We start from the raw sequence: 14,727 nt of genomic DNA, 5'->3' as shown, positions 1-14,727 counted from the left end.
CGGCGGGAGTCGCGCGGCGGTATGTGCCGGGGCCGGAATTCGGCGGCGGTACGCCGCAGACCCGGCAGCGTACGGGGCAGCGCCCGGGGGAGACCGCGCCGGAAGCCCCGCAGCGCGCGGTGCGCCCGCCGCGTGGCGATACGCGGCGGACGGCGCGGGGTGCGCCGGGGCGGTGCGCCGCGCCCGCTCACCTGTTGACCGCGGCGAGCACGTACAGCGCCCCCCATGCCAGTCCGATCACCACCAGGGCGCGGTCGCGCAGCAGCACGTCCTCGGGCGCCCCGGCCGAACCGGCGTCGGCGAAGACGGCGTAGCGCAGCACCGAGAGGATGAACGGCACCATGGACAGCTGGCGCCAGGGCAGCAGCCCCGAGGGGCGCGCCCCCGTCTCCATCGCCCACAGGCAGTAGGCCAGCACCGCGACGCCCGCCGCGAGCTGCCACACGAAGCGCAGATAGCCCGTGGTGTAGGCGCCGAGCAGCGCGCGGGAGGCCGTCACGTCGCCGTCCCGGCCCGACATCAGCACCAGCTCCGAATACCGCTTGGCCGCGACGACGAAGAGGGCGCAGAAGCCGGAGGTGATCAGGAACCAGCGCGACAGCCCGATGCCGAGGGCGATGCCGCCGGCCATGGCGCGCATCAGGAATCCGGTGGTGACGACCACCAGGTCGACGACGAGGATGTGCTTGAGCCGCACGCAGTACGCCAGCTGCATCAGCACATAGCCCGCGAGCAGTCCGGCGGTGTCGACGTTGCAGGTGAGGGCCGCGGTCACGGGCGCGGCCACGGCGAGCGCGCCGCCCGCGGCATAGGCGACGCCGACCGGCACCTGCCCGCACGCCACCGGGCGGCGGCGCTTGACCGGGTGGGCCCGGTCGGCCTCGGCGTCCCGGGCGTCGTTGATCAGATAGACGGCGGACGCGCACGCGGTGAACAGCACCAGGACGATGCCGAGCTGGACGCACTCGCCCGCGCTCAGCAGCCGCCCGGCGGCGAAGGGCGCGGCCAGCACCAGCCCGTTCTTGACCCACTGCCGGGGCCGGGCGGTCCGCACCAGCCCCGCGGGCACCCCGCCCGGCACCCGCCCCACCCCGAGCCCGGCGACCCCGGCGCCCCCCGCGGTCTCCTCGACCAGCACGGCGGACGGCTCACCCACGCCCCCCACCCCCTCGCCCGCGGGCCGCGTCACGCAGGGCCTCCGGAACGCGCAGGCCGCCCCCGGCGACCCACGCCCGGCCCGCCGTCGCCGCGGCCGCGCCCAGCAGCGCACCGCCCGCGACGTCGCTCGGGTAGTGCACCCCGGCGACCAGCCGGGAGACGCATATGGCGGTGGCGAGCGCGGGCACGGTGACCGTGCCGGGCAGCAGCGTCCCGAAGGCGACGGCCGCGGCGGCCGAACTCGCGGCGTGCGAGCTGGGGAAGGAGTGCCGTCCGGCGGTCCGCACCAGCGGCGCCTCGCCGACCAGCGGGCGGGGGCGCCGTACGACGCGTTTGACGCCCATGCTCGCGAGGTGCGCCCCGGCCACCACGCCGGTGGCCCGCGCCCAGGCGGCGCGCCGCTCCGGGTCGGCGACCGCGCCCGCCGCCCCCGCGGCGAGCCAGAGGGCGCCGTGCTCCCCGGCGAGCCCGAGGACCCGTACGGCGGCGGCGACCCGCGGGTCGCGCCCGCCGGTCCGCAGCGCCACCAGCGCCCGCCGGTCGGCCCGCGCGACCCGCCGTACCGCCCGCCGCACGCGTCCGGCGGGGGCGTCCCGCCCCGCGGACCAGACGAGCGCGAGCTGCGGCCGCCCGGTGGCGAGCGGGAGGGCGTCCGGTTCGTCCGGGCGGGCGGTCGGCGCGGCGGTGACCGGCTCGGGCTGCCGGGTGGCCGCGGCGGCCGCGCCCTCCTGGGGCCCGGTCGTCGGCGGGAGCGCGCCCGTTCCCGGTTCGGGGTCCGGGGCGGGGCCGGATATCGAGGTGGTGCCGCGGGGTGCGGCGGAGTCGGATGGGCGCATCGGCGGTCTCTCCCTCCGCAGGGGGTGGGCCGGGGGTGTCGGCTTCCGGCCCGGTCCCGCAGGAGGTCCGCGGGGCCGTCCGCGCGCGGCGGGCGTGCGGGGCCCGGCGTGCGCGCCGTCCGCCCGCGGCGGGCGACTCGTCGCCGCGCGGTGCGTCCAGCCCCGAGTGATTACCGTGCGGGCCCGCCGCTCACGCCGGACCACTCGCCCTTTACGGTGAGAAGCCTGTGCATAACCCCCTTTTGGTATCTTCCGGGCGATACCGTCATGGATATGCCCGTACCCTTCGCCGCCGACGCCGTCCCCGTGACCGGGTGGGGCCGCACCGCGCCCACCTCCGCGCAGGTGCTGCGCCCCGGGTCGTACGAGGAGGCGGTGCGTGCCGTGCGCGAGTGCGGCGGGCGCGGCACGATCGCCCGCGGGCTCGGCCGGGCGTACGGCGACGCGGCGCAGAACGCGGGCGGCGCGGTCCTGGACATGACGGGCCTGGACCGTATCCACGAGATCGACGCGGTCGGCGGCCTGGTCACGTGCGACGCGGGCGTGTCGCTGCACCGCCTGATGCAGGTGCTGCTGCCGCTGGGCTGGTTCGTGCCGGTCACCCCCGGCACGCGGTACGTGACGGTCGGCGGCGCGATCGGCGCGGACATCCACGGCAAGAACCACCATCTGTCCGGCTCCTTCACCCGCCACGTCCGCGCGCTGGAACTGCTCACCGGGGACGGCGAGACCCGGGTCGTCACGCCCGACGACGAGCCCGACCTGTTCTGGGCGACCGCGGGCGGCATGGGCCTGACGGGGGTGATCCTCGCCGCCACGATCGAGCTGCTGCCGGTCGGGACGGCGTTCATGACCGTCGACACCGAACGCGCCGCCGACCTCGACGACCTGATGGCGCGGCTGGCCGCGGACGACCACCGCTACCGCTACTCCGTCGCCTGGATCGACCTGCTCGCCCGCGGCGCGCGCACCGGCCGCGCCGTCCTGACCCGCGGCGACCACGCCCCGCCCGAGGCGCTGCCGCCCCGGCTGCGCGCCGACCCGCTGGCCTTCCGCCCCGCCACCCGGCTGCCCGCCGCCCCGCGCTTCACCCCCGGCGGGCTGCTCGGCCGCCGCAGCGTCGGCCTGTTCAACGCGTTCTGGTACCGCAGGGCGCCGCGCGAGCAGCGCGGCCGGATCCAGAAGCTCTCCGCCTTCTTCCACCCGCTGGACGGCCTGCCGGAGTGGAACCGGGTGTACGGGCCCGGCGGCTTCGTCCAGTACCAGTTCGTCGTGGGGTACGGCGAGGAGGAGGCGCTGCGCCGGATCGTGCGGCGGATCGCCTCGCGCCGCTGCCCGTCCTTCCTCGCCGTCCTCAAGCGCTTCGGCGAGGCCGATCCGGGGTGGCTGTCCTTCCCCGTGCCCGGCTGGACGCTGGCCCTGGACATCCCGGCCGACCTGCCGGGCCTGCCCGCCTTCCTCGACGAGCTGGACGACGAGGTCGCCGCGGCCGGCGGCCGGGTCTACCTCGCCAAGGACGCCCGGCTGCGCCCCGACGTCCTGGCCCGCATGTATCCGCGGCTCGACGACTTCCGCGAGCTGCGGGCCCGCGTCGACCCGCGCCGCGCCATCACCTCCGACCTCGCCCGCCGGCTGGGCGTATGAGGCCGGGACCCACCGTCTTGAGCATCCACCGCTCCCAGGGAGAAGCCATGAAGGACGCCTTCGGTGCCCCGCAGTCGCTGCTGGTGCTGGGCGGCACGTCGGAGATCGGCCTGGCCACCGCGCGCCGGCTGATCGCCCGCCGTACCCGCACGGTCTTCCTCGCCGGGCGCCCGTCCGAGCAGCTGGAGGCGGCGGCGCAGTCGCTGCGCGCGCTCGGCGCGGACGTCACGACGGTGGAGTTCGAGGCGCTCGACCCGGCCTCGCACGAGGTCACGCTCGGCAAGGTCTTCGCCGAGGGCGACATCGACATGGTGCTGCTCGCCTTCGGTGTGCTCGGCGACCAGGCGCGCGACGAGCAGGAGCCGCTCGCGGCCGTCCATGTCGCGCAGGTCAACTACACCGGCGCGATCTCCGCCGCGCTGGTGAGCGCCGCCGCGCTCCAGGCGCAGGGCCACGGCTCGCTCGTCGTGCTCTCCTCCGTCGCGGGCGAGCGCGCCCGCCGCGTCAACTTCATCTACGGCAGCAGCAAGGCGGGCCTGGACGCCTTCTGCCAGGGCCTGGCCGACGCCATGCACGGCTCGGGCGTGCACGTGATGGCCGTCCGGCCCGGCTACGTCCACACCCGGATGACCGCGGGACTGCCGCCCGCCCCGCTCGCCACCACCCCGGAGGCGGTGGCCGCCGCGATCGAGACGGGTCTGCGCCGCCGCAGCACGACGATCTGGGTCCCGGGCGCGCTGCGCGCGGTCATGACGGCCGTCCGCCACCTGCCGCGTCCGCTCTTCCGGCGGCTGCCCGTCTGAGAACGCCTCCCCTCTTTCCGGAATTGCCGGTATTTCGCACCGTCGGGAACCGGCCAGGAATGGCCTGAATTCGCCGTGCCGACGGACCGTCAGCACCGCGAGGATGGTGGCTGTTTGTGTTCCGGCCATTCCGTAATTTCGGTGCGGCCGGGCTTCGGCGTATTCGCTATTCCGGAAATCGCCGGGCGCCGCTCGGCCGGTGGTATCGTGCTCGCCGTCGTGCGCACCGAGTTGTGGATGGGAAGCACGCGCTCAAAGGTTCACGTATCAGCGCTTACCAGGTTGGGCCTTCACTGTGCAGTCGCGGTCATGATTCGGCGCCCGTTATTCCCGTGCCCGCCGGCACGTTCTCCGAACGGCCGGCCGCGCAATCCCGGCGCCCACCGCGGATTCGCCCCCGACGGCGTGAACAGCTCCCATCGGCCCTCTCGGCCCGACCGGCCCGGCCGGTCCGCGCGGAATTCCCGGGCGGCCGCGACCTGCCCGTTCACCTGACCACGCCGTACAAGGACCTCCCATGATCGAGCCCCTGGTGACCACAGCCACGCTGCTGGGCGGCGGTTTCGCCGCCTCGGCGGCCGGCCTCGTCGCGCAGACGCGTGCCAAAAGGGCGGCCAACGCCCGCGCCGGACGGCTGGAGGAGCGCCTGCGGGCCTCCGAGCAGGCCGTCACCGTCAAGACCGGCGAGCTGGAGGAACGCGCCCGCGCCGCCGAGCAGGCCGCGGGCGTGCGGGCCGGGGAGCTGGAGGTGCGGCTGCGCGAAGCCGAGCGGCACGCGGCCGCGCTCTCCGCGGAGATCGAGCACCTGGCCAAGGTCAGGATGCCGGCGCTGGTCGACACCCGGGCCCGCGGCCACCGCGGCGTCACCGTTCCCGGGCTGCTCGACGACGCGCTCACCGGCATGCCCGTCGACGGCCACCACCGCACCGTCCTCGACCTGTGCTCCGAGGCGATAGGCCTGACCCGCGAGTCCATAGGCCTCGCGGCGCGCTCCTCGGTGCGCGACCTCGTCGACGAGGCGCAGACGTACCTCGTGCGCTGCCAGATGGCGGTCATCGACGAGATGAACAAGGTCCCCGAGGCGACCGCCTTCCAGCAGGGGCTGATGAACATCGACCACCCGCTCACCCGTTCCGTGCACACCCTCCAGCGGCTGCGCATCCTCGCCGGCTCCTGGCCCGGACTCCAGCGCGCCGACTGCACGTTCGCCGAGATCGTGGAGTCCGCCCGCGGCCGGATCGACCCCTACCAGCGCGTCCACTACACCCACGAGCCGATCAGCGGCGGGGTGTGGGTGGAGGGCCGGGTCGTCGAGCCGATCACCATCGCGCTCACCGAGCTGCTGTCCAACGCCACCTCCTACTCCGACGGCAAGGTCCTCGTCGAGGTGCAGCAGACGCAGACCGGCTGGGTCGTCGTCGTCGACGACAGCGGCCTGAACATGAGCCCGCAGCAGCGCGGCGAGGCCGAACGGCTGCTGGCGCAGCAGACCGTGCTGGACGTCACGACCGTCCCCGACACCCTGAGCCTCGGCTTCCCGGTGATCGGCCGCCTCATGGCCGCCTACGGCTTCCGGGTGGACGTCAGCTCCACCTCCCCGTACGGCGGTGTCCGCGCCGTGCTGAACGTGCCGCGCGAACTCCTCGGCAGCGGGCCGACGGAGGAGGAGCAGCAGGCCGAGCGGCGCGAGGCCCGCGCCGCGATGGGCGTGCCGGTGCTCGACGACGCCCCGGCGGTCGTGAGCCGTACCGAGACCGGCGTCGGCCTGCCGCAGCGCCGCCGGCGCCGCCCCCGGGCCGCGGACCCCGCCGCGGGACGCGTCGCCGAACCGGCCCCGCACCAGGACCCCGAGGCGTTCAGCGAGGGCTTCGCCGGTCTGGCGGCGGCCATCCGCGACGGCGAGGACCAGCACACCGAAGGAGAGCGCAGCGATGACTGAGCAGCAGCCCACCGCCGACACCCACGACATGAGCTGGGTGCTGGAGCACCTGCGGAAGGAGAAGGGCGTCCTGCACGCGGTGCTCTTCTCCGCCGACGGTCTGGTCCTCGCGGCCACCTCGGACATCGAGCGCCCCGTCGCCGAGCGGACCGCCGCCAACGCGTGCGCCGCCTTCGCGCTGGGCCGCAGCATCGCCGAGTTCGCCGAGATCGAGGGCACCTCGCCGCACCGCATCATCATCGACCTGCCCGACCACTGCATCCTGGTCTTCAGCGCCGGTCACGGCACCGCCCTCGCGGTCGCCGTGGACGCGGAGATGACCAGCCCCGAGGTGGCCGTGGCCTCCGCCGCGACGATCAAGGCGATCAACGGGCTGCGCGACGCCCTGTCGGCGCGCGAGCGCAGGCGGGCCGCGGCCGCACCGGGGGCGGCCACGTCATGACCCCACGAGGCCGCCGCCGCACCGGGATGGTGCGGCCGTACACACCGGCGGAGGGGCACGCGGCGCCCACCCGCCGGAGCCTGGACCTGGCGACGATCCTGATCGCCGACCGCGAGATGCCGCTGCGCGGCCTCGGCCCGCACGCCTACCGGGTGATGGAGCACTGCCTGCCGGGCGCGCTGTCGGTCGCCGAGGTCAGCGCCGATCTCCAGCTGCCCGGGGCGGTCACCAAGGTGATCGCCGCGCATCTGGTCGACAGCGGCCACCTCATCGCACGCAACCCGGCGCCCGCGGCTCAGAAGCACGACAGGGCGCTGCTGGAGAGGATGCTCAATGCACTCCAAGAGCTCTGACGGTCACTACCTCGACGCCGGAGTGACGCCGGTCAAGCTCGTCGTGATGGGGCCCTTCGCCGTCGGCAAGACGACCTTCGTCGGCGCGGTCTCGGAGATCGAGCCGGCCTCGACGGAGGAGAAGCTGACGCAGGCGGGCGAGCTGATCGACGACCTGCGCGGCCTGGAGGACAAGGACACCACGACCGTCGCCCACGACTTCGGCCGTCTGACCCTCACCGACGACATCGTGCTCTACCTGTTCGGCACCCCCGGCCAGCCGCGGTTCGCCTCGATGATCGAGGACCTGATGTACGGGGCACTCGGCGGTGTCGTGCTGGTCGACACCCGGCGCGTCGCCGAGTCCTGGGACGCCATGGAGCGTCTGGAGGAGGCCGGGGTCTCCTACGTCCTGGCCGTCAACGAGTTCCCGAACGCGCCGCGTTACACCGAGGCCGAGCTGCGCACCGCCCTCGACCTGGACCCCTGGACGCCGCTGGTGACGTGCGACGTCCGCGAGCGCGAGTCGGCCAAGTCCGTGCTCATCGCGCTCGTCTCCCACCTGCTGTCCCGTTCCAGTCTGGAGCCCGCCTCATGACCAGCGCCCCCGAACTGCCGCTGTCGTCGCGGGGATGCCCGGTGCTGCACGGCGAGTCGTTCGCCACGCGCTCCGCCGAGGTCTACGAGCAGCTGCGCGCGCAGGGCGCGGGCGGCTGGGCGGAGATCGCCCCCGGGGTGCACGCGCTCGTCCTCACCGGCCGCCGCGCGGCCGTGGACATGCTCAACGACCCGGCGGTGTACGCCAAGGACTCCCGGCTGTGGGCCGACCTCAACGCCGGGAAGGTCCCGCAGGACAGCCCCGTCCTGCCGCTCATGGCGTGGCGGGCCTCGGTGCTGTACGCGGACGCCGAGGAGCACACCCGGCTGCGCCGGGCGCTGGACGACTGCATCGCCCGGATCAGCCCGCACCGGCTGCGCGAGGTCACCCGGCGCAGCGCGCTGACCCTGGTCGCGCGGGTCGCGGAGCGGGGCGAGGCCGACATGATGGCCGACTTCGCCGACACCCTGCCGCTCATGGTCTTCGCCGACCTGCTGGGCTGCACCTCCGAGATGGCCACCCGGATGGTGCGCCTCGCCCAGAAGATGATCAGCGCGGGCCCGGAGGCCGCCCAGGGCGCGATCGACTACGCCGGTCTGCTCTACGAGCTGATCCAGCTGCGCCGCCGGCAGCCCGGCGACGACCTCACGTCCTGGCTGCTCGGCCACGACGCCGGGCTCAGCGACGAGGAGACCCTCAACCAGCTCTACACGACGGTCGGCGCGGGCGTCATCCCCACCGCCGCGTGGATCGGCTGGGCGCTGCACCTGCTGCTGGGCGACGACTCCTACGCCGGCACGCTGGCCGCCGGGACGGTGACGGTGCGCCGGGCGCTGGAGAAGGCGCTGTGGGTGCGCAGCCCGATGGCGAACTTCTCCGTCCACTTCGCCCGCAAGGACACCACCCTGCACGGGATCACGGTGCCCGGCGGCGTACCGGTTCTCGTCAGCCACGCCGCCGCGAACACCGATCCGTCGCTGCCCGCGGACCTCGGCTACGAGAACCGCTCCCACCTGGCGTGGTCCGCCGGACCCCACCGCTGCCCGGCCATCAGCCAGGCCACCGTGATCGCCCAGACCGGTATCGAGACGGCACTCGACCAGCTGTGGGACATGCAACTCGCCGTCAAGGACGAGGAGATCGCCCTGCGCCACGGCCCCTTCCACCAGTGCCCGGTCGCGATGCCCGTGACGTTCCGCCCGAAGTCCGCAGCAGTCATCCAGACCGCCGCAACCGATGGAGGTACAGCGTGACCACCAGCAGCACCGGTACCGACGTGACGCTCGACGCGAGCGGCGGGGCCCGCCTCTACGCGCAGGCCGACGAACTGCGCGCGGCCGGACCCGCCGTCCGGGTGGCGCTCCCCGAGGGTGTGACGGCCTGGTCCGTCACCCGCGGCGACGTCATACGCAGGCTGCTCAGCGGTGAGCAGCTCTCCAAGGACGCCCGCAGGAGCTGGCCCGGCTATGTGCCGGGCGCCATCCCGTGGCTGTTCTCCTGGGTGGACGTCAAGAGCATGTTCACCTCCGACGACCCCGACCACCAGCGGCTCAAGCAGCTCATCAGCCGCGCCTTCACCCCGCGCCGGATCGAGGCGATGCGGCCGGTCCTCCAGCGCATCGTCACCGACCTGCTGGACGGCCTGGAGGAGCGCGAGCGCCGGGCTCCCGGCTCCCTGTACGACCTGCGCGCGGACTTCGCCTACCAGGTGCCGACCCGGCTGATCTGCGACCTGTTCGGTGTGCCCGACGACCAGCGGCCCGCGATGCTGGACGTCATCGACCGGGTCCTGACGATGACCGGGGTCACCCAGGAGGAGGGCGCGGCCATCAACCGGGACATGGGCGCCGCCATGTACCGCCTGGTGGAGACCAAACGGCACGCGCCGGGCGACGACATGACGAGCCTGCTGCTGGACGCCCACGAGGAGGACGGCGACCGGCTCGACGAGAACGAGCTGATCTCGACGCTCATCCTGATGATCGGCGCGGGCAGCGAGACCGCGGTGGCGATGATCAGCCATGCGATACGGATGATGATCGCCCACCCCGAGCAGCTCGCCGCCGCGCGGCGCGAGCCCGCGCGCTGGCTCGACGTCGTCGAGGAGACCCTGCGGCTGCACCCGCCGATCATGCATATGCCCCTGCGGTACGCGACCGCCGACATCGACCTCGGCGAGGGCGTCGTCATCCGCACCGGCGAGGCCGTCATCATCGGCTTCGGCGCGCACGGCCGCGACCCGGGCGTGCACGCGTCCCCGCAGGACTTCGACATCGACCGCGAGGACAAGAGCCACCTCACCTTCGGCTACGGCATGCACTACTGCATGGGCGCGCCGCTGGCCAAGCTGGAGGGCGAGGTCGCCCTCCCCGCCTTCTTCGCGCGCTTCCCGTCGGCCTCGGTCGAGGCCGACCCCGCCGAGCTGGTGCCGCAGCCGTCGTTCATCGGCAACGACATGGCGCGCGTCCCGATCCGGCTCGGCGCCCCCGCCGCCGCGGCGAGCTGACCCCCGCGCCGGGCCCTCCCGAGTCCTCGGGCGGGCCCGGTGTGACATTCTCTGACGTGACGTCAATCTCATTTCCCGCCACGGCGATTACCCACGGGAACCGCGCGGGCGCGTGACGCGTGCGGGACGCGTCGAAAACAGCGGGAGACGAACCCGGAGTTTCGCCCTTCCGGATATCGGACGCACGGTGACGGAATTCTTCACGGAACCTTGACAACCGGGGCGGAAACCGAACGCTTTCGGCCTGCGTGTATAGTGACGCGTCGTCGCTGACGACTCGTACGAACGGATCGGGTACGCGGGCCTGTTGGCCCCTCCCGAATCCCGCACTCGCATTTCCGCAACCGGGGGGCATTGCCTTGCGCGTCCGTATCACCACCACACTCACCGTCGCCGCCGCGGTCATAGCCGGCAGCGCGCTTCTCACCGCGTGCAACGACGACTCGGGCGACTCCTCGTCCGACACGTCCTCCAGCCCGTCGGCGACCGCCCCGGCCACGACCGCCGCGCCCACCACGGACGCCCCCGCCCCGACCGACTCCGCCACCGACGCGGGCGGCGGCACCGCGGCCCAGGGCAAGCCGGTCACCGTCGGCAAATCCTTCACGGACGACGTGATGGGCGACAAGGGCACGGTCATCAGCTACATCTCCGGCTTCCAGCCCTCGGCCGCGTCGAAGGGCAAGTTCTCCGCGCTGGAGGACGAATACGTCGTCCTGGTCAATGTGAAGGTGACCGCGAGCTCGAAGTATTACGACACCCTCGGCGCCGATTCGTTCTACCTGACGAACCAGACGAACGGCATCGACCAGGCGAGCACCACAATCCTCGACGACGACATCAAGGCCGCGGGTTACACCCCGCTGGAGGACGCGGAAACGGGCAAGACGACGACCGGCTGGATCGTCTTCACCCCGAAGAAGACCGAGACCGCCCTCGTGCTGCGCTACAAGCGCCTCGCGGCGAACGCGTCCGACGGCACGAAGATCACGGCGAAGAACTTCGACATCCCGATGAAGTAGCCCCCGTACGCACCGCGGCCCCGCCCCCCGGACCTTTCCCGGGCGGCGGGGCCGCGTGCGTCTCGCCCCTTCGCCGCCGGGCGGCCGGGGGTGGACCTGGCGTCAGGGGACGAGCGAGAACTCCTCCACCATCGAGCCCGGCACGTGGTAACCGGCCTGGTCGCGGATCTCGCCGATATGGGCGGCGATGTCGTCGGCGGTGGCGACGGGGGCCTCGAACGGCACGTGGTAGCCGTCCCCGACACCGACGAAGACCCGGGCGTAGCGGCCACGGGCGATCGAGAACATCTCGTGGGTGTACGGGTTGGCCTCGCTCGCGAGGTAGCTGACCATCGCGGTGATCATCTCCGGCTCGCGGTGCGCCGGGGTGGCGGGGACACCCGCCAGGGTCGCGGGGTTCATGTCCGCGACCATCCGGCTCTCCGAGACCGGCAGGATCGTGTTCACCTTGATCCCGTGCGCGGCGCCCTCCAGGGCGACCACGTTCGCCAGGCCGACGACACCGCTCTTGGCCGCGGCGTAGTTCGCCTGCTCGGGGCTGCCGAAGACGCCGGCGGCCGAGGCGGTGAAGACGATCCGGCCGTAGCCCTTGTCCCGCATGACGGCGAAGGCGGGCTGCGTGACGTAGAAGGCGCCCTTCACGTGCACGGCCAGCAGCGCCTCGATCGCGTCGGGGGCCAGTTCGGTGAAGGGCGCGTTGCGGATGTTGCCCGCGTTGTTGACCAGGATGTCCAGCGTGCCGAAGGCGTCGAGCGCGGTCTGCACGATGGCCCTGCCGCCCTCCGGGGTGGCGACCGAGTCGTAGGAGGCGACGGCCTCGCCGCCCGCCGCGACGATCTCCTCGACCACCTGGTCGGCCATGGTGGTGCCGCCCCCGCTGCCGGCGATCGTGCCGCCGAGGTCGTTGACGACCAGCTTCGCGCCGCGGGCCGCGAGGTCGAGCGCGTGCGCCCGCCCGAGTCCGCCTCCGGCTCCGGTGACGACGGCGACGCGCCCCTCGAATGAGATTCCGGTCACTGTGACCACTTCCTTGCGTGTGTGCGTGAGCGGTCAGGATCGGCCGCTCATTGCCACGATATGCCTACTTGGCACAACGTGCCATATTCTTGGGTGGGAGGATGTTCACACAGGAGAGGACGGTGATTCGGTGGCGGACGAGGACGAGGGCGAAGGCGTGATCAGGCCCGGTCTGCGCGAGCGGCGCAGAAGCTCGGTACGCCGGGAGATCGCCCTGTACGCCGTGGACCTCTTCGAGCGGCAGGGCTTCGCCGGTACGACGGTGGAGCAGATCGCCGAGGCCGCGGGCGTCTCGCTGCGCACCTTCTACCGGCACTGCCCGGTCAAGGAGGAGGCGCTGACCCCCCTGCTGGTGGAAGGCGTGGACGAACTCGTCGCGGAACTGGCCCGCCGGCCCGCCGGTGAGCCGCTGCCCGTCGCCGCCCGCGAGGCCCTGCTGCATTCGTGCAGCCGCACCGGCAGCGAGACCCGCCGCACCGCCCGCGTCGCCCTGGCCGTGCCCGCCCTCATGGCCCGCTGGCTCGCCGCGGGCCGCCGCGCCCAGGACCTGCTCGCCCCCGTCGTCGCCGCCCGCACCGGCCGACCGGCCGACGCCCTCGCCCCCGCCGCGACCGCCGGCCTGCTCATCACCGTGCTGACCACCGCCGTCGAACACTGGGCCCGCAACGACGACTCCCGCCCCCTGGCCGAGGTCGCCGACGAGGCCTTCGCCGCGGTGTCCCGCTTCGGCACCACCCCACCGGACGAGCCTGCCCGTTGACCGGCGTCAGCGCGGTGGGGCGGGCGGCTCAGCGGAGGAAGACGGTGCCCGGGGCGCAGGGGGTGTCGGGGTCGACAGTGATGCAGAGGATGTGGGCGTGGCGGGTGCGGTACGCGGCGAGCCAGTTCGGGGTGGCGGATGAGGTGTCGTCGGTGAGGAAGGTGAAGCCGGTGCTCCAGGTGTACGTCCAGCGGCCGTGTGCCTCGGTCGGGACGGGCGAGGAGTCGTCGAAGCCGTCGGTGAAGAGGGTGGGCGGGACGTGCGTGGCCTGGAAGCGGCCGTCCGCGCCGAGGTGGAGGCGGCCGCCGGACGCGGTGTGCCAGTCGCCTGCCAGGGACGCGGCTGTCGCGTCCTCGTCGTCGAGGATCTGCGCGTTGTCGTGGGCCGGGCCGCCCCACAGGACGCCCGCGAGCAGCGCCCCGGCGCCTGCCGGGACGGCCAGGACGCGCACCGCGCGGTGCAGCGACGGGCGGGTCGCGGCGTAACCGGCCAGCACCGCGGCCTGGAGGGGCCAGAAGATCGCGAGCACCAGGCCCGCGTCGGCGGCGGCCATGCGGCGCACCGTGGACCGCGCGGGGCGGGCCGAGGGGACGAAGGCGAGGAGCAGCGTCGTGGCCCCCGCGGCGGCCCCCCACCACAGCGACACCGTCTTGTACGCGTTCCAGGGCCCCTGGTCGGGGACTGCGGTGACATCGAGGCTGCCGGTCGCCGCGAGCGCTCCGCACAGCAGGCCGCCGAGCAGGGCGACGACCACGAGGAAGGCGCCGCCGCAACCGGGGCGCTTGTGCGGGGGAGGAGTGTCGGGCATCGCCGGGGCCTTTCGGGCGGGGCGGCGGGGCCCGACGGGGGGTCAGGTGCGCCGCCCGGAAGCGGGAGCGGGGGTGGGGCGGGTGACGGCTGTGCGGCCGATCGTGGGGAGGACGAAGTCCTGGATGAGGGACTTGGCGTCGCGGACCATCGGGCGGAAGACGCGATAGCGGGACAGGGCGATCAGGCGGGCCACGAAGGGGGTGGAGCGGCGGACGAACTCGCGGGTGCGCTCGGTGTCGGGGGTGCGGTCGAAGACCCAGTAGAGGACGACGACCATCAGGTGCAGCCACAGCAGGTCGGGCAGCAGGTCGGCGAGTTCGGGGTCGAGCTTGGGGGCCAGGTCGGAGCCGGTGAGGACGTCGCGGAAGAGGTCCACCGCGGTCGCCCGCGCCGGGTGGGACTCGTTGGAGAAGGGGCTGAGCGAGCTGTCCGGGTCCGCCGCCGTGCGGAAGAACTGGGCGGCGAACTCGTGGTAGTCCGCGGCGCAGTCGAGCCAGGACTCCAGCGCGATCCGCAGCCGTACGTCGAACTCCCGCACCCCGGCCATGCGGACGGCCGCGTCCGCCGCGTGCTCGTACGTCATCCGGTCGTAGAAGCCCTGGATCAGGAACTCCTTCGACTCGAAGTAGTAGTACGCGTTCCCGACCGAGACGCCCGCCTCCTGGGCGATGGCCCGCATGGTGGTCTTCTCGTAGCCGCGCTCCCGGAAGAGCCGCATCGCGGTCTCCAGGATCAGCGCCCGGGTCTGTTCGCTCTTGCCGGTCTTGGGCCGCGCCCGGCCGCCGGGCAGTTCCTCCGCGGGCCCGGGGGGAGCCGAGGGGGCGGGAGGGTGCCCCTCGGGGCTGTGCTTGTGGTCCATC

Annotated in this window: 15 protein-coding genes; 10 read left to right on the top strand and 5 right to left on the bottom strand. The window is 73.5% G+C overall.

The features are described from left to right. Positions 1–187 precede the first annotated feature (187 nt). Complete coding sequence (locus ACWERV_RS28085) at positions 188–1,090, bottom strand: decaprenyl-phosphate phosphoribosyltransferase (protein ID WP_398185840.1); 903 nt, start codon at positions 1,088–1,090, stop codon at positions 188–190. 58 nt (positions 1,091–1,148) lie between these two features. Next, positions 1,149–1,733, bottom strand: coding sequence for a phosphatase PAP2 family protein (locus tag ACWERV_RS28080; RefSeq protein WP_452938233.1), 585 nt, complete (start codon positions 1,731–1,733; stop codon positions 1,149–1,151). A gap of 534 nt (positions 1,734–2,267) precedes the next feature. Between ACWERV_RS28080 and ACWERV_RS28075 the strand changes: the two genes are divergently transcribed. The 9 genes from ACWERV_RS28075 to ACWERV_RS28035 all read left to right on the top strand — a co-directional run bounded on the left by ACWERV_RS28075 (position 2,268) and on the right by ACWERV_RS28035 (position 11,280). Continuing rightward, the gene (locus ACWERV_RS28075) at positions 2,268–3,638 is read left to right on the top strand and encodes an FAD-binding protein (protein ID WP_452938188.1); all 1,371 of its coding nucleotides are present in this window, start codon (positions 2,268–2,270) and stop codon (positions 3,636–3,638) included. 47 nt (positions 3,639–3,685) lie between these two features. Next, positions 3,686–4,441 (top strand): decaprenylphospho-beta-D-erythro-pentofuranosid-2-ulose 2-reductase, encoded by a 756-nt coding sequence (locus tag ACWERV_RS28070; protein ID WP_452938185.1) that lies wholly within the window; start codon positions 3,686–3,688, stop codon positions 4,439–4,441. Between the two features lie 517 nt (positions 4,442–4,958). Beyond that, the gene (locus ACWERV_RS28065; protein ID WP_452938183.1) at positions 4,959–6,380 is read left to right on the top strand and encodes a histidine kinase; all 1,422 of its coding nucleotides are present in this window, start codon (positions 4,959–4,961) and stop codon (positions 6,378–6,380) included. Continuing rightward, complete coding sequence (locus ACWERV_RS28060) at positions 6,373–6,822, top strand: roadblock/LC7 domain-containing protein (RefSeq protein WP_398185023.1); 450 nt, start codon at positions 6,373–6,375, stop codon at positions 6,820–6,822. Before ACWERV_RS28065 ends, ACWERV_RS28060 begins: the two co-directional genes overlap by 8 nt. Beyond that, positions 6,819–7,175, top strand: coding sequence for a DUF742 domain-containing protein (locus tag ACWERV_RS28055; protein WP_452938181.1), 357 nt, complete (start codon positions 6,819–6,821; stop codon positions 7,173–7,175). The genes ACWERV_RS28060 and ACWERV_RS28055 overlap by 4 nt, the downstream gene beginning before the upstream one ends. After that, positions 7,156–7,752, top strand: coding sequence for a GTP-binding protein (locus tag ACWERV_RS28050; RefSeq protein ID WP_452938179.1), 597 nt, complete (start codon positions 7,156–7,158; stop codon positions 7,750–7,752). The genes ACWERV_RS28055 and ACWERV_RS28050 overlap by 20 nt, the downstream gene beginning before the upstream one ends. Then, positions 7,749–9,005 carry a cytochrome P450 family protein gene (locus ACWERV_RS28045; RefSeq protein ID WP_398185013.1) on the top strand — a complete coding sequence of 419 codons (1,257 nt, stop codon included), beginning with the start codon at positions 7,749–7,751 and terminating at the stop codon, positions 9,003–9,005. Before ACWERV_RS28050 ends, ACWERV_RS28045 begins: the two co-directional genes overlap by 4 nt. Beyond that, positions 9,002–10,258, top strand: coding sequence for a cytochrome P450 family protein (locus tag ACWERV_RS28040; protein ID WP_398185010.1), 1,257 nt, complete (start codon positions 9,002–9,004; stop codon positions 10,256–10,258). The genes ACWERV_RS28045 and ACWERV_RS28040 overlap by 4 nt, the downstream gene beginning before the upstream one ends. 359 nt (positions 10,259–10,617) lie before the next feature. Beyond that, positions 10,618–11,280 carry a hypothetical protein gene (locus tag ACWERV_RS28035; RefSeq protein ID WP_452938175.1) on the top strand — a complete coding sequence of 221 codons (663 nt, stop codon included), beginning with the start codon at positions 10,618–10,620 and terminating at the stop codon, positions 11,278–11,280. 102 nt (positions 11,281–11,382) lie between these two features. Here the strand turns inward: ACWERV_RS28035 and ACWERV_RS28030 are convergent, their stop codons facing one another. Beyond that, complete coding sequence (locus ACWERV_RS28030) at positions 11,383–12,297, bottom strand: SDR family NAD(P)-dependent oxidoreductase (RefSeq protein WP_452938173.1); 915 nt, start codon at positions 12,295–12,297, stop codon at positions 11,383–11,385. A 130-nt stretch (positions 12,298–12,427) separates the two neighbouring features. Between ACWERV_RS28030 and ACWERV_RS28025 the strand changes: the two genes are divergently transcribed. After that, positions 12,428–13,057 carry a TetR/AcrR family transcriptional regulator gene (locus tag ACWERV_RS28025; protein WP_452938170.1) on the top strand — a complete coding sequence of 210 codons (630 nt, stop codon included), beginning with the start codon at positions 12,428–12,430 and terminating at the stop codon, positions 13,055–13,057. Positions 13,058–13,085: 28 nt separating this feature from the next. Here the strand turns inward: ACWERV_RS28025 and ACWERV_RS28020 are convergent, their stop codons facing one another. Next, a complete protein-coding gene (locus tag ACWERV_RS28020; RefSeq protein ID WP_452938167.1) occupies positions 13,086–13,865 on the bottom strand; it encodes a hypothetical protein in 780 nt (259 codons plus the stop codon). A 42-nt stretch (positions 13,866–13,907) separates the two neighbouring features. After that, positions 13,908–14,726: a TetR family transcriptional regulator gene (locus ACWERV_RS28015; RefSeq protein ID WP_452938164.1), complete on the bottom strand. Its 819-nt coding sequence runs from the start codon at positions 14,724–14,726 to the stop codon at positions 13,908–13,910. Position 14,727: the final 1 nt, after the last annotated feature.

It is taken from the genome of Streptomyces sp. NPDC004031 (genome assembly GCF_053604375.1).
This window is presented reverse-complemented; position numbering and strand designations above follow the sequence as displayed.